Annotated in this window: 14 protein-coding genes; all 14 read right to left on the reverse strand. The window is 54.0% G+C overall.

The window, feature by feature from the left end; translation table 11 throughout:
• Positions 1-56: 56 nt before the first annotated feature.
• The 14 genes from BN4_RS08420 to BN4_RS08485 all read right to left on the reverse strand — a co-directional run bounded on the left by BN4_RS08420 (position 57) and on the right by BN4_RS08485 (position 13,921).
• The gene (locus BN4_RS08420; protein ID WP_015414958.1) at positions 57-1,127 is read right to left on the reverse strand and encodes a hypothetical protein; all 1,071 of its coding nucleotides are present in this window, start codon (positions 1,125-1,127) and stop codon (positions 57-59) included.
• Positions 1,112-3,658 carry a preprotein translocase subunit SecA gene (gene secA / locus BN4_RS08425; protein WP_015414959.1) on the reverse strand — a complete coding sequence of 849 codons (2,547 nt, stop codon included), beginning with the start codon at positions 3,656-3,658 and terminating at the stop codon, positions 1,112-1,114. The genes BN4_RS08420 and secA overlap by 16 nt, the downstream gene beginning before the upstream one ends.
• An 8-nt stretch (positions 3,659-3,666) precedes the next feature.
• On the reverse strand, positions 3,667-4,449 hold the full coding sequence (locus tag BN4_RS08430; protein WP_015414960.1) for a hypothetical protein: 783 nt from the start codon (positions 4,447-4,449) through the stop codon (positions 3,667-3,669).
• 100 nt (positions 4,450-4,549) lie between these two features.
• On the reverse strand, positions 4,550-5,704 hold the full coding sequence (locus tag BN4_RS08435; RefSeq protein ID WP_157871318.1) for a (Fe-S)-binding protein: 1,155 nt from the start codon (positions 5,702-5,704) through the stop codon (positions 4,550-4,552).
• 23 nt (positions 5,705-5,727) lie between these two features.
• Positions 5,728-7,119, reverse strand: coding sequence for an FAD-binding oxidoreductase (locus tag BN4_RS08440; protein ID WP_041720857.1), 1,392 nt, complete (start codon positions 7,117-7,119; stop codon positions 5,728-5,730).
• A gap of 57 nt (positions 7,120-7,176) precedes the next feature.
• Positions 7,177-7,635, reverse strand: a complete 459-nt coding sequence (locus BN4_RS08445; protein ID WP_015414963.1) for a hypothetical protein — start codon at positions 7,633-7,635, stop codon at positions 7,177-7,179.
• A gap of 46 nt (positions 7,636-7,681) precedes the next feature.
• Positions 7,682-8,161 (reverse strand): SsrA-binding protein SmpB, encoded by a 480-nt coding sequence (gene smpB, locus BN4_RS08450; protein WP_015414964.1) that lies wholly within the window; start codon positions 8,159-8,161, stop codon positions 7,682-7,684.
• Between the two features lie 21 nt (positions 8,162-8,182).
• Positions 8,183-9,967, reverse strand: coding sequence for a phosphoenolpyruvate--protein phosphotransferase (gene ptsP / locus BN4_RS08455; protein WP_015414965.1), 1,785 nt, complete (start codon positions 9,965-9,967; stop codon positions 8,183-8,185).
• A gap of 2 nt (positions 9,968-9,969) precedes the next feature.
• Positions 9,970-10,275: an HPr family phosphocarrier protein gene (locus tag BN4_RS08460; RefSeq protein WP_015414966.1), complete on the reverse strand. Its 306-nt coding sequence runs from the start codon at positions 10,273-10,275 to the stop codon at positions 9,970-9,972.
• Positions 10,276-10,327: 52 nt separating this feature from the next.
• Positions 10,328-11,068, reverse strand: a complete 741-nt coding sequence (locus BN4_RS08465; protein WP_015414967.1) for a PTS system mannose/fructose/sorbose family transporter subunit IID — start codon at positions 11,066-11,068, stop codon at positions 10,328-10,330.
• A 93-nt stretch (positions 11,069-11,161) separates the two neighbouring features.
• Complete coding sequence (locus BN4_RS08470) at positions 11,162-11,713, reverse strand: biotin transporter BioY (protein WP_015414968.1); 552 nt, start codon at positions 11,711-11,713, stop codon at positions 11,162-11,164.
• Positions 11,710-12,708: a biotin synthase BioB gene (gene bioB, locus BN4_RS08475; protein WP_015414969.1), complete on the reverse strand. Its 999-nt coding sequence runs from the start codon at positions 12,706-12,708 to the stop codon at positions 11,710-11,712. The genes BN4_RS08470 and bioB overlap by 4 nt, the downstream gene beginning before the upstream one ends.
• The gene (gene rsmI / locus BN4_RS08480; RefSeq protein WP_015414970.1) at positions 12,705-13,532 is read right to left on the reverse strand and encodes a 16S rRNA (cytidine(1402)-2'-O)-methyltransferase; all 828 of its coding nucleotides are present in this window, start codon (positions 13,530-13,532) and stop codon (positions 12,705-12,707) included. The genes bioB and rsmI overlap by 4 nt, the downstream gene beginning before the upstream one ends.
• Complete coding sequence (locus tag BN4_RS08485) at positions 13,529-13,921, reverse strand: YraN family protein (protein WP_015414971.1); 393 nt, start codon at positions 13,919-13,921, stop codon at positions 13,529-13,531. The genes rsmI and BN4_RS08485 overlap by 4 nt, the downstream gene beginning before the upstream one ends.
• Positions 13,922-13,927: the final 6 nt, after the last annotated feature.

Raw genomic sequence — 13,927 nt, forward strand, 5'->3', positions numbered from 1 at the left:
GAAAGTGGTTGGAAACGAGTGCCTCCCCCCGGCGCTCGTTTCCCGCTGTATGAGAATCAAAACGCGTATCGCCCACGAAAATAGCCGCCAAAAGCATCTCTCACCGAATGGGATGAATGGAATTTCCCCGAGGAATCATACAGTTTATATTTCCTGGCATAATGATACTCAGGGCCGAGGGAAAAACTCCAGTGTTTATCTGGAACATAATCAAGGTATGCTCCGAGTGTGGATCGGACGATCCCCACATATCCGTTGCTCCGTACCGGACTGTCCGGGGAGAGGCGATACGTTTTGTCTGAACCGGTCAAGGCAAGACTGAATCCGACCACATCATCCCGATTCTTTTCCTTATCAAGCACCCCCATGGTAAGAAGTATGTCATGGAGCGTGCTCTGCGAAACAGCCAACACTAAGCCAAATTCTACATCACCGAACAGATCCTGACTCAAGGGATTGAGTGCGATGGTCTTCCCTGTCAGCCCCACCATCCATCCATTCCACAAATCATACGCAATCCCACCATCAAAACCGGCTCCCACCGCGCCAGGAAAGTCCGCTTCAAATGACGAGGATATCTGGCCGTTCACCCAATACCGCCAATCATCCAAGAACACATTGTCAAACAGTCGAGCCTGAAGTGTCACATCATGCAGATCTGTCCAGGGAGCCGCGCTGCCAGTGGCGAAACTGACGGATTTCACATTATCCCACATAAAATGGGACACGCCGTATGAAAACCTGAAAATGGAATAATCAACATCAATGGAAGATCGCAGGACAGAGACGCCACCCGCACCGTCGGAAAACCCGGCAGCCCCGACAAAACTGGTATCCGCTTTCAGGCGAATCGTCTCGGAAACAGTGGTGGATGGCGAGAACATGAACCCCGGCGTCGGATTCAGACCAGCAGCTCCGGCAAAAGCTGATGTATTCCAGATCAGAATGAGACTCAAAATGACACAGTATCCACGCATGGGTGCCCTTGGTATCGACTCGCTTCTGTCTTCGCAAACTTCATGCTGCGCTTTGGGCGAAAAAAAGGCCCAAGCCCGGAAATCCGGGGTCGGGCCAGAATATTTCATGTCACCGGCAGCAGACTGCCCCGGAATCAGGAACCGCAGCATTTCTTGTATTTCTTGCCGGAACCGCAGGGACAGGGAGCATTGCGGGAAACCTTGGGCGCAGACCGTTTGACCGGCTCTTTCTTTTTCTCTTGCGAAGACTCGTGGTCGGTGTATTCCAACTCTTCGGACTGCTCGTGTTGGAACTCCTCGTCCTTGACCTCGGCCTCGATACGCAGATGGGAAAAAGCACGCATGACACTTTCCTTGATGGTGTAAACCAGCTCGGAAAAAAGCTCGAATCCTTCCCGTTTGTACTCCTGCTTCGGATCTTTCTGACCATATCCACGCAGTCCGATACCATCACGCAGGTGATCCATATTGAGCAAATGCTCTTTCCAGTTCCGATCCAGTGAATCGAGTAGAAAATAACGCAATATTTCCTGGAAATGAGTGGTGGTGGCAGTCCGCAAATAAGCAAAGATTTCGTCCACCCAGGCTTCAGCCTGCTCGCGATCCGGCAGGGTCACGTCCTGCCATGTCTCAAACCGCTCGAAATTGAAGACCTCTTCCAAACGAACGCGAACAGAGTCCACGGTCTCCTGGTCAACATCTTTCATATCCAAAGCAGGCTCCAGAATTTCCTCCAGCAGATCAATGGCGTATTCGCGGGCAATGTCTTCCACGGTTTCAGCCTGCATCAAATCCCGACGCAAGGTGTAGATAACCTCGCGCTGCTGGTTCATGACATCATCATATTCCAAAAGCTGTTTACGGATTTCAAAGTGATGGGCTTCCACACGGGTTTGCGATTTCTCAATGGCACTTGAAACCATCTTGTTTTCGATAGCCATGCCATCTTCCAACCCCAGCTTGTCCATGATGCCCTGCAGTCGGTCAGAACCGAACAACCGCATGAGATCATCGTCCAAGGCAAGGTAGAACCTGGAAGAGCCGGGATCACCCTGACGACCGGAGCGCCCGCGCAACTGATTATCGATGCGCCGGGATTCATGCCGTTCAGTTCCGATGATATGCAGTCCACCCAGTTCCCGGACGCCTTCGCCGAGTTTGATATCCGTTCCGCGACCAGCCATGTTGGTAGCAATGGTCACTCTTTTCTGATGTCCGGCTTCGGCCACTATTTCGGCTTCCTTTTCGTGCTGTTTGGCATTGAGCACATTATGGGGAACCTTTTTCTTTTTGAGTAATGCGGACAGCACTTCCGATTTTTCAATGGAGACGGTACCAACCAATGTCGGCTGGCCCCGGCGATAGCAGTCGGCAATATCCTCGGCAATGGCCTCGTATTTCTGCTCCTGCGTCTTGTAGATGGAATCCGGGTTGTCCTTTCGCACCATAGGACGATTGGTCGGAATGACCACGACCTCGAGATTGTAGATCTGGGAAAATTCGACAGCTTCCGTATCCGCTGTTCCCGTCATGCCCGCGAGCTTGTCGTACATGCGAAAATAATTCTGGAACGTAATGGAAGCGAGAGTCTGATTCTCCGCTTCAACCTTGACGTTCTCCTTGGCCTCAATGGCTTGATGCAGTCCATCCGAGAGCCGACGGCCCGGCATCAGACGACCGGTAAATTCATCGACCAGCACAACCTGATCATCCTTGATGATGTACTCGACATCATTCTGGAAACAATGATGCGCCTTTAAGGCCTGAAGCACATGGTGCTGAAGAGAAATATGTTGTGGATCAAACAGGTTATCCACTCCGAGCATGGCCTCGACCTTTTCCACCCCTTCATCGGACAAAGTCACGGACTTGGTTTTCTCATCAAGCACAAAGTCCCCGTCAGGCACGGCGTCCTTGTCTTCAGGGTCCATGGGCGAAGACTTGGTCAGGCTGGGAATAATGGCATCCACCCGGCGGTACAGGCCCGAGGATTTTTCACCCGGACCGGAAATGATCAGCGGGGTTCGCGCTTCATCAATGAGGATGGAATCGACTTCATCGACGATAGCAAAATTCAGCGGCCGCTGAACCAACTGCTCCTTGTAGAATTTCATGTTGTCGCGCAGATAGTCAAAACCGAATTCATTATTGGTTCCGTAGGTAATGTCTGCGCCATAGGCCTGTTGCCGCTCCTGGTCGGACAGGCCGTGGACGATAACACCGACGGAAAGTCCCAGGAAAGAATAGAGCTGGTTCATCCATTCGGCATCACGCGAAGCAAGATAGTCATTGACCGTAATGACATGAACACCCTTGCCGGACAGGGCATTAAGGACAACCGGCAGGGTTGCGACCAGGGTCTTTCCTTCACCGGTCTTCATCTCGGCTATTTTGCCCTGATGCAGGACATACCCGCCAATGAGCTGGGCGTCGAAATGACGCATGGGTGGGTCAAAGGCTCTCCTGCCTGCTTCACGCACCAGGGCAAAGCACTCGGGAAGCAGATCATCCAGGGTCTTGACGCCGGATTCAACCTGCCCTCTCCACATGGCTATGGTGGCGGGAAAATCTTCATCGGAAAGAGCTTCCATCTTCGATTCAAAACTATTGATCGCATCGACGACGGGTTGAAGTTTTTTCAGGTATCGGTCGTTCTTGGAACCGAAGAGAAACTTGAGCATTGAGACTCCTAGGTATCTTGATCGCTGTCGCCGTCAGCAGCGACAAGGGCTTCAAACATGACGCAAAGCCCTGTTGATAATATGATTGCGCCCATACTTTGTAGAAAAGAGCGCGCGAGTATCGGCACCAGGGGGATATCCTGCCCTTGTGTGGGGTCCAGCATATCGCCACCATACACAGTGGCACCGATCCAAGGAATAAGCACGGGAGCGGCCAGAAGCAAGAGGCTGGAAACGATTTGTCGTCCTTTCCCCCTGGTCAGACTGATGGAAGCCACAAGAGGCTCCCGTTCCGTGCCTGTCAGGGCCGAATACACGAAAACCAGCCGGATATAAACCAACAGGAACAGAATAAACCCGATGCCGACTATTAGTGGAAACAGGACTGCCGCAGCCGTACCGAATACAAAGCCTATCAGGGACGGAACAACTTGTGTGGCAAAGAAACTCCCAAGCTTGAAGAGCAGTATCAGGACATAATAATAGGCAGCAGCCTTGCCGAGCTTGACGAGCAGATTCTCGACAGACCATGCAAAATCAGTCCCAGGCGCAAGAATACGATAATGCAGGAAAGCCAGTACCGGACCAAAAACCATCGCTTCCGGGAGAAGAAGCCACCCCTGATCAAAGGGATCAAACACATAGACGCCAGGGAAAATCCCACGCATCGTATTCGCCAAACCGAACAGGAGAAAAAGTACACCGGCCAGCGGCAGGATATCACGCCACCGCTCGGCCAGACGGCCCAGGGTCTGACGGCTGACATCCACAGTGGAAAAAATCTTTTTCATGTCACTCCGAATACGGTCATTTCAAGGTCCATCATCTTCCACGAGGCAATCTCAGGTACCACAAAGCCCCTGACGGGCAAAGCCGAACATGACGAATGTTTCACGTCTGTGACGAAACACGGCCACCTGATCCCCGATTGATCATTTCCAACCAATGTCCGACTCGGACTCTTTCCGGTGCGGTCGCCCCCAGCCGGGCCGCACACGCCGAGCAACCTGTCACGACCACGGGCATGGCCCCAAGCCGATCCCAACACTGACTGGTGACCTGATCGGCCAATTCCGGGGCGCCCAACCCCATCACACCGCCAAAACCGCAACACTCCTTGTCTGAAGCCGTTTCCAGTCGTCCGCCGAGGATGCGCTTCAGGAACATGAAATCCGAATCCGCAGCATCATGATGGCACGGGCGATGATATCCCAGACTCGCCGGAGCATCATCGGCAATCAAAAAATCCACATCCCCTATCCAACCGGCAAGGGGAGTCAACGAGGCTTGCCAAAGATTCTTCTCCGGTTCATTGGAAAAATCGTCATAGTCCGACAATCCCGCAAGACATGATGCGCAAAAGACCAGCACCTTGGGCCTCCCGGCCGCCCGCCAGATTTGGATGTTGTGCCGGGCTACGTCCTCGGCCTCATGCGGGCACCCCGCAGCCCTTAAGCCGCTCCCGCAGCATTTGAAATCATCAGGGAGAAGATGGACTCCAAGCCCTTCCAGTAGAAAGCGGGCAGAAGCCAACCAATCTTTTTGCACATGATTGGCCGTGCATCCGGCAAACAGAAGAACCGGCGTTTCCTCATATGTCTTCGGGAACGCCCGCACCGACAGGCACGGCTCAAGCCCGACTCCCCCCTTCAAACCAGCCAGCATCTTAAGATGTCTGCCGAGTTTTTCCGGTTGAAACTTCTTTGGGATAAGCTTGGCAACAGTGGACCCCGAAGACCAGAGAGAACCGGCATTGGTGAGCCATGTTTTCCAAAGCCATCGTTTGAAATCAGGATGTGCCCCACGCAACGCTGACACCATACCCGGAGCATCCACGCCATGCGAGCATGCTTTTCGGCAGCGATGGCACCCAAGGCACAGACCGGCCAGCCGGGTGACGTCTTCTCCGCTCAGCAACAACTCGTCATCACGCAACATGGCCGAAAGCTCGGTCTTGGCACGTGGTCCGAGTTCCTCTCTTCTAGTGGCGTTGAGAAGCGGACAGACCTCAAGGCACTTGCCGCACAGAATACATTGACGAGTCATGATTGTTCCGACCTTTCCGCCCCTTACCATCCCTTACCGGGATTCATGATATTGTGTGGGTCAAAGACTTTCTTGATTGAATCCATCAAATTCATTTGCAAAGGCGAGAGCTGCTCCGGCACAAAAGAAGCCTTCGTCAGACCGGTGCCATGTTCACCTGAGATGGTCCCACCGAGGGTCATGGCCAGGCGAAATATGTCATCCTTGGCTCGATGAGCAGCCAGCACATCGGCCTCCACGTCGCCATCATGCATGATGTTCACATGGATATTCCCGTCGCCCAGGTGCCCGAAACAAAGCACGGTCAACCCATGTTTCTTTCCAATGGCATGGGCACCTTCCACAGCGTCGGGGACCATGCTTCGAGGCACGGAGATATCTTCGGACACCTTGTTCGGCCTGATCCGAAATGCTGCGGGAGAAATACCGCGACGCACGTCCCAAATGCGCTCCTCATCCGCGCCTCGCCCTATCTCCACAGAGACGGGGCGCAAGGGAGACAAAGCACTGGTCAATTGTCGAACTTCAGCGGCAACACCCTGTTCCGTTCCGTCAACACGAAAGAGAAGAGCGGCTTCTGCCGAAGGAGCAATGGGGATGGCCTCCCCACCCCGACGAACCGCTTCCAGTGTGACCTTATCCATAAACTCGCAGGCAGCAGGCAGCACCCCTGCCCGAAAAACCGCGCCAGCTCCCTGAAGGGATGACCGCAAATCGCCAAATCCCACCAGCACCGAAGCGGACGTCTCCGGCATGGGAATAAGCTTGACAGTGACCTCGGTCATCAAGCCCAGCTTGCCATTGGAACCGACAAAAAGTCGGATCAGATCCAGACCGACGACGTCCTTGTGAGACCGTCCGCCCGCCCGTAGGACATCGCCTCCGGGCAAGACGGCTTCCAGACCCAGCACCCAGTCACGGGTCACACCGTATTTGACTGCCTTGAGTCCTCCGGCGCAGGTCGCTATATTGCCCCCCACAGAGGAAATGCGAACGCTGGCGGGATCAGGAGGGTAAAAAAGATTTTTCTCGGCGCATTTGGCCTGCAATGCCGCAGTGATAATACCGGGTTGGGTCACAGCCACAAAATCATTCTCGTCAATATCAATGATCGCGTCCATCTTGAGCATGGAAACGACCACACCGCCACAGGTCGGCACCGCGTTTCCGACCCGACCGGTCCCCCGAGCACGTCCGTAGACGGGAAGTCGTTCGGTATCGGCCCATCGGAGCAATTCCTCAACCTGTTCTCGCGTTTCAGGACGCACCACGGCCCATGGCATGGCCCGTTCCTGGCTGGCATCAGCGGAAAAGGGCACCAGGGCTTCCGGTGCGAGCAGACAGTCATCGCCCGGAAAAAGCCCGGACAGAAAACGTTCGTGCGCTCTGGTCAGAGATTCGGCATAGGTGGTCATTGGCAGAAAGTACGACCCGGAACAAAGAGTGTCAATGGGCTGCACCAGTTGCACAGGTCAGTTGATCGTCTGCCCCATGCCTCGGGTGTGAAGCGGTTCAGCTCGGTCAATACCTTTCAGCGTCCCGGATCGGTCAAAAATGGGAGCGCCCTTCGGGAAAGTCCCTGATGCTATTTTCCCTCGCATGTCTTTTAGGAAACCCTTGGCCTGCTTTTCCGTGATCGGGGAATCATAGGCATTGCGAGCAGTCATGATGAAAACGACATCCCATTCAGGGCAGAACCCGTCGGCGTTGCGAACCATCCCCTCAAAGGTCAAGCCAGCATGCACTGGCTCATGGGCATCGAAAACAATGGAACTGAGGCTGCTGACATCCCCGATATCCTGATCCGGGAACAGCAATTTCATATCCTCAGCAGGGAGGGCGTCCGTCATCTTCACATAGACATACAGAATATGATGAGGATGCCCCGTTTCCAGACAGGCTTCAATGAGTTCTTCATATGTACGCAGCATGATACTCACGAAAAACCACTGTGCGAGTGGTTTATTCCCGAAACTATTATTTGTATGCCGACAATTGCCGGGCTGTATCGCGGGCGATATCGCGATCCTTCAAATCCTGCTTTTTCGAATGGACATTCTTGCCCCGCCCAAGGCCGATCTGCAATTTGACCTTGCCCCGCAAAAAATACATTTTCATGGGAACCACGGTCAGCCCTTTCTGGTCCACTTTGGATTGCAGCACTTCAATTTCACTCTTGTGCAAGAGCAACTGTCGCCTCCGTTCCGGGTCATGCTGGTCGTACATACCGGTCTGATCATAGGGTGCGATGTGCACGCCCACAAGAAACGCGGAACCATCATGAAAGCTGATGTACCCGTCCTTGAACGACACATGCCCGCCTCGAAGGGATTTCACCTCGGAGCCGAGCAGGGAAATGCCCGCCTCGAATATTTCGAGGATTTCATAGAGGTGCCGGGCTTTCTTATTGGTGCCGATGGTATTGGACGACACCTTCTTCTGTTTCTTCTTTGCCATGATATATAGGTATGGGGTGCCCTAGGAGGCGGCTTCGTCGTTTTCAAGAAGAGAGGTGAAAAAAGTCACCTCGTCAGGGAAATACTTAAAAATGTTTTCCATCACCAAGTTGTTGATCCGACTGACTGTCCTGCACGCCAGGACCTCATTGAGCAGATTTCGGCAGTCGTGCATGTTGGTCTGCCGGATAATGCGCTTGATGCCGGGGATGGCCTGCGGCGTGAGCGAAATGGAATCAATCCCCATGCCCAGCAGGATCGGCACGCAGAACGGATCACTGGCCACTTCACCGCACAACGAAACTTCTATGCCCGCCTGATGGGCGGCGTCAACTACCAGTTTTATCATCCGCAAAGTGGCTGGATGCAAAGGCTGGTACAGATAGGAGACATGATGATTGGTCCGATCCACCCCTATAGAGTACTGGATCAGATCATTGGTCCCGATGGAAAAGAAATCCACCTCATGAGCCAGATACTCGGCAATCATCACTGCGGCAGGCAGTTCGATCATGATACCCACAGGCATATCCGGGTCATAGGCCACGCCTTCACGACGCAGCTCTGCTTTGGCCTGAGCCAGCCACGCTTTGGCCTGACGGACTTCCTTGACCCCGGAAATCATGGGGAACATCAGTGAAACATTTCCGTACGCTGAAGCCCGCAAAATGGCCCGGAGCTGTATTTTGAACAACTGGGGATTCTTGAGGCAAAAACGGATTGCCCGAAGGCCCATGGCCGGATTGGTCTCATTCAACTCGCCATAAGCCGAGATAAACTTGTCCGCCCCCAGGTCCAGGGAGCGGAACACGACCTTGCGCGGAGACATGACCGACGCCAAATCAATATATTTTTCAGCCAGCTCTTCCTCATCCGGCAGATCTGTCCGGTTCAGGTACGCATACTCTGTCCGGTACAGACCAATCCCCTCGCCACCGTTGTCGATGACCGAGGCGACCTCTTCCACCAACTCGATATTCGCCATGACCTGAACCCTGGACCCGTCAAAGGTCTCGGCTGGCAACTGGCACTGTCGCTTGATCTTGCGCGAATACTCTTCAAAAAAGGCGGCACGCTCGTTGTAATCTTCCAGTTCGGCTTCAGTGGGGTTGACAACAATCTTTCCTGACAACCCGTCAATCACGACGAGGTCACCGTCCCGGACGCTGTCCTCCAGCCTGTCAGCCCCTACAAGGGCAGGGATACCAAGGGAGCGAGCCATGATGCCTGTATGTGACGTCTTGCCGCCGCAGACCGTGGCAAATCCCATGATCTTGTCCACCTGAAGTTCGACTGTGTCAGCCGGGGTCAAGTCATGCGCCATGATAATGGCCCGACCGGACATGCCGGTCAGATCGGTTTCCTTGCCGATGAGCTTGGCCTGAACCTTGTCAGCCACAACTCGAACATCCTGCATGCGTTCCCTGATGTAAGGATCGTTGATCGCCCCGAAAGCGTCTTCCTGATCAGATACGGCTTTTTCCAAAGCCCATGCCGCGTTCAACCCCAGGGTCTTGATATAGTCTGCCGCCGCCCCGGATAATTTGGGGTCCTTGAGCATGAGAATATGTGTTTCAATGAGCAGTCCGTAATCCTTGAGTTCTGCCGGGACATGCTCTCTGGTCGCGGACAATTCCGATTCCACGGCGGTAAAAGCTTCATGAAGCTTGTCAATCTCGCGGGGAACGAGACTCGCGGCCACGATCTGCCGGGGCAGATGGGCCTTATGATTTCGGTTGATAAAAAAGGCCTTGCCAATGGCAATACCCGTGGCAACCGATATACCTGTGAGAATCTTGTCCGCCATGATTACTCTTCAAAGTTGTTTTTGAACAACGCCTCAAGAACATCAGCCGCTTCTGCGGCGTCACTACCCGTAGCACGAATTTCGAGTACTTCGCCCGGTCCTGCGGCCAACGTTAGCACATCAAGAATGGATTTGGCATCCACAACCTGTTCATCATGTACAATGAGAATGTCTGCCTGAAAAGCCTGCGCCTTCTGCGCCAGCTTTCCAGCGGGCCGGGCATGCAACCCGTGCTCGTTGGCAACAACAACCTGGCGTGATTCCGTTTTTCCACTCTCTGCACCAGGGGTTTGATTGTCAAACGTCATGTATACCTACTCTTCCAGCCGTTTATATGTCTATTTTTACGAAAATAACAAGTTAAAGGAAACTTTTTATCCACTCTTCAACCAAAGGGAACTCATCAATAAGCTCGACAAATGCGGCGGCGGCAAAGACTCTGGACATCACGCCGAATCGGACAAAACGCCCGAGCACCATCAACATTCCCACGCCGAGCAACCATTCCCACCAGTCCACCGGCCGAGGCCAGATCAAGGCCCAGAGCCAGATAATCAGGGCGGCATTGACATACTTGATACGCCGCCCCCAGTTGATGAGGTCCCAGCGCTTGAGTCGATCGAGAAATTTGAACCCCTGACGCAAACCACAAACATAGGTGTACGCCTTGAAGCCCTGCAGACCGACAAAAAAAATGACGCCAAGAACAAGAGCTGCCGTTGTTTGTCCCGACAAGACCAGACAGACACTCAACAATGCCCAGAAAATGAGCAGACTTCCGGCAAAGACGGAATCACCAATGGCGGATAAGGTGTATGCCGTGGTATCCTTCACCTTTGCCAGCATCTTCGGAGGAAATCTGTTGGCCGCAATAGCACCCTCGACATTGAGGTAGATCCCCACCAGACATGGAAGCCAGAACGGATGGGACTGGTAATGCCTGACATACCGTTTTTGTGCAGCCCGGAGCATCTTGGGCTCACGGTGGATCGCGATCAACCCAGGAAGCATGGCATATATCAACCCCAGGTTCTGCATTCCCCGAGTATTGAACCCGGCCCCGGCCAGATAGCAACGCATGAAGCTGCGCACGAATGCCATTGTATGGCTCTCTCTGGCTGAGGACGGTGCCTTTTGCATAATCTGCGATGCCTTCCGTATTCCGTGTTGCCTGTCAATAAAGCCCGATCAAACTCACCGTTGGCCGGGCAACAACCCGTGGGAGGAGAGATACCGGCTGACCAGGAGTGCCAAGACGATCTTGATGGCATCCCAGGCAATGAACGGAACCACACCGACTATCACCGCCTTGCCCCAATCGATGGACAAGGCGAATTTGAGCCAGACCGCACCCACGAGATATATGGAGATAAGCCCTGCGACGCCGAAGGCAACCCCTCTCAACCATGGAATAACAAAGTTGTTTTTTCTGGCCAGCCCACAAAACCATGCCCCCAACGTCCATGCGAAGAGATAGCCCCCGGTAGGGCCGAAAAGATGCCCCAGGCCAGATCGTCCTCCAGCAAAGACAGGCAAGCCGATGATCCCGGCCAAGAGATAAAGCCCCACAGCCATCACACCGCGCCGTGGACCGAGCACGTACCCGGTCAAAAAGACAAAAAAAGGTTGCATAGAAACAGGAACCGGGCCGATGGGCACGATGAGATAGGCTCCGACCCCAATGGAAGCGGCCATGAGCGAAGTCCAAATAAGTCTGTGCAAATCCGTCAAAGAATTGTGTGTCATAATCCGCTCTCCCTTTTCCCGACAGAACATTCCGGCACAAGGTCGGCCTGGTCGATCTCAGTCAGGTCGGAAACGACATCACTTCCTCTGGTCGTCAGATAATCCCCGACCATCAATCCATTGGCCCCCGAACGCAGGAGTTCCCGTTTCCGCTTTTCACCAAAGACAGTCACCCGCCCGCCACAGATGCGCAAGGCTCGATCAGGCAGCAGAAAACGAAACAAGGCCACAATTCTGAGAGCTTCCTCGGGCGAAAGCACCTCCTTGCCCTCAAGAGGAGTGCCTGGAATAGGATGCAAAAAATTCATGGGCACGGAAGGCACGCCCAACTCACGAAGCAGCAGCGCCAACTCAACCCGATCATCCCAACTCTCCCCGATGCCGAAGATGCCACCGGAACAGACATACAACCCGGCTTTCAATCCGGCTCTGACGGCACGGATATCCTCTTCGTAGGCATGGGTCGTACAGATTTTCGGGAAATAACTGGCCGATGTTTCCAGATTATGGTGATACCCTTCAAGCCCTTCGGCCTTGAGTGCTTTCAACTGAGAACAATCTAGAATTCCTGGAGAGAGATCAGGCTTGAGTCCCTGAGCCGCCACTCTTCGCACAGCCTCGGCATACCCGGCAAGATCACTTTCTCCAACCATCTTGCCACTGGCGACCACGCCGAACCGCGTCACGCCATGACGTTTGGCAGCCAACCCGGCAGCTGCTATCTGTTCGGGCGGCAGGAGAGGGTATTCCGGGCTTTCCCCTCCATGATGCCCGGATTGGGCACAGAATGCACAGTCTTCGGAACAGGTGCCGGATTTAGCATTGACTATGGCACACAAACCAACCGTCGAATCAAAGCAGGCTGTTCTGATGGAATGGGCATACTCAAGCAGTTCCCCAAGCCGGTCGTCAGGAAGATGCTGGATGTAGCGAATATCGGATTCGGCAAGACTGGTTCCGGCGAGGGCCTTGCGATAAATGGCTTTCAGGCTCATGAGAAGCGCATAAAAGCATACACTTCCTTGGCTGTCCAGCCATTGACCCTGTCAGCCACCCGACGGGCGACGTCCTTGGGTTTGCCGCCGACAGCCCTTTCCTCGTCAATAATTCCGGCCAGGACAGAGTCTGAGGTCTGCCCCTCATCACCCGCAGGAGCAATGATAACAGTCAACTCCCCGCGCAGATCGCAATCAAAGACATCAAGCCGCCCCAACTCGCCACGCAGAAATTCCTCATAGTCCTTGGTCAATTCCCGAGCCACACAGAATTCACGGTTGCCCAAGACCTCACTGGCGATTTCGAGCGTTCCAGGCAGCCGGGACTTGCGCTCAAAAAAGACCAGCGTCGCTCCTGTTGCCCCATGCTGCCTGAAAAGACGCTCCGTCTGCGACTTCTTGCGAGGCGTAAAGCCCAAAAAGGTATATGGAAGCGGTGGCAAACCGCAAGCGGACAAAGCAGTCACAGGCGCACTGGGACCAGGCACGGGAGACACGTCATACCCCTCCTCCCGACATGAACGAACCAGGGTAAACCCCGGATCAGACAGCAACGGGGTGCCTGCGTCGGAGACCAAAGCCACGCTCTGCCCTTCTTCCAAAAGAGCCAGTACCTTGGGAATCCGCCTGTCTTCGTTGTGCTCAAAAAATGAAATTAGACGACCATGACGCTCCAACTCCAGACGTTTGAAAAGCAGCCCGGCCCGACGCGTATCCTCAGCCAAAATGATATCCGCATCCATAAGGATGGTGCGGGCGCGAGGCGACAAATCACCCGCATTACCCAGTGGTGTCGCCACCACCCACAGTTTCCCATTGCTCATATATTCATCCCGCTCACATCAAATGCGTTTTCCATATGCTCGACATCCAGACCATGGCCGGTGTCGATCACTGCCGCCAGATCAAATCGGCACGGCTCGTCCCACAGATCGTTTTTCGTCAGATAGTGACTGGCAGCCTTGACCAGCCGGGTCTGTTTTTTCCGATTCAGCCCATCGGCCGGAGTCGTCATGGTCCCAGCTCGCCGCGTCTTGACCTCGACGAAGACGATAGTATCACCATCCCGGCATACAAGGTCCAGCTCCCACTGCCGGTAGCGCCAATTCCGTTCCAGTATGCGAAAGCCCTTGGCCAGCAGAAACCGCGCAGCAGCCTGTTCGCCCAGATCTCCACGTCGTCTGGTCGGTATGATCTTCGAAATCAATCCCATGGCTTG

Origin of the sequence: Pseudodesulfovibrio piezophilus C1TLV30 (assembly GCF_000341895.1) — a bacterium.
Lineage (GTDB): Bacteria > Desulfobacterota > Desulfovibrionia > Desulfovibrionales > Desulfovibrionaceae > Pseudodesulfovibrio > Pseudodesulfovibrio piezophilus.

Bases quoted from the DNA above. Each gene is read 5' to 3' on its own strand.
- BN4_RS08420 (WP_015414958.1), bottom strand. From the start codon at position 1,127: ATGCTGCGGTTCCTGATTCCGGGGCAGTCTGCTGCCGGTGACATGAAA.
- secA (WP_015414959.1), bottom strand. From the start codon at position 3,658: ATGCTCAAGTTTCTCTTCGGTTCCAAGAACGACCGATACCTGAAAAAA.
- BN4_RS08430 (WP_015414960.1), bottom strand. From the start codon at position 4,449: ATGAAAAAGATTTTTTCCACTGTGGATGTCAGCCGTCAGACCCTGGGC.
- BN4_RS08435 (WP_157871318.1), bottom strand. From the start codon at position 5,704: ATGACTCGTCAATGTATTCTGTGCGGCAAGTGCCTTGAGGTCTGTCCG.
- BN4_RS08440 (WP_041720857.1), bottom strand. From the start codon at position 7,119: ATGACCACCTATGCCGAATCTCTGACCAGAGCGCACGAACGTTTTCTG.
- BN4_RS08445 (WP_015414963.1), bottom strand. From the start codon at position 7,635: ATGCTGCGTACATATGAAGAACTCATTGAAGCCTGTCTGGAAACGGGG.
- smpB (WP_015414964.1), bottom strand. From the start codon at position 8,161: ATGGCAAAGAAGAAACAGAAGAAGGTGTCGTCCAATACCATCGGCACC.
- ptsP (WP_015414965.1), bottom strand. From the start codon at position 9,967: ATGGCGGACAAGATTCTCACAGGTATATCGGTTGCCACGGGTATTGCC.
- BN4_RS08460 (WP_015414966.1), bottom strand. From the start codon at position 10,275: ATGACGTTTGACAATCAAACCCCTGGTGCAGAGAGTGGAAAAACGGAA.
- BN4_RS08465 (WP_015414967.1), bottom strand. From the start codon at position 11,068: ATGGCATTCGTGCGCAGCTTCATGCGTTGCTATCTGGCCGGGGCCGGG.
- BN4_RS08470 (WP_015414968.1), bottom strand. From the start codon at position 11,713: ATGACACACAATTCTTTGACGGATTTGCACAGACTTATTTGGACTTCG.
- bioB (WP_015414969.1), bottom strand. From the start codon at position 12,708: ATGAGCCTGAAAGCCATTTATCGCAAGGCCCTCGCCGGAACCAGTCTT.
- rsmI (WP_015414970.1), bottom strand. From the start codon at position 13,532: ATGAGCAATGGGAAACTGTGGGTGGTGGCGACACCACTGGGTAATGCG.
- BN4_RS08485 (WP_015414971.1), bottom strand. From the start codon at position 13,921: ATGGGATTGATTTCGAAGATCATACCGACCAGACGACGTGGAGATCTG.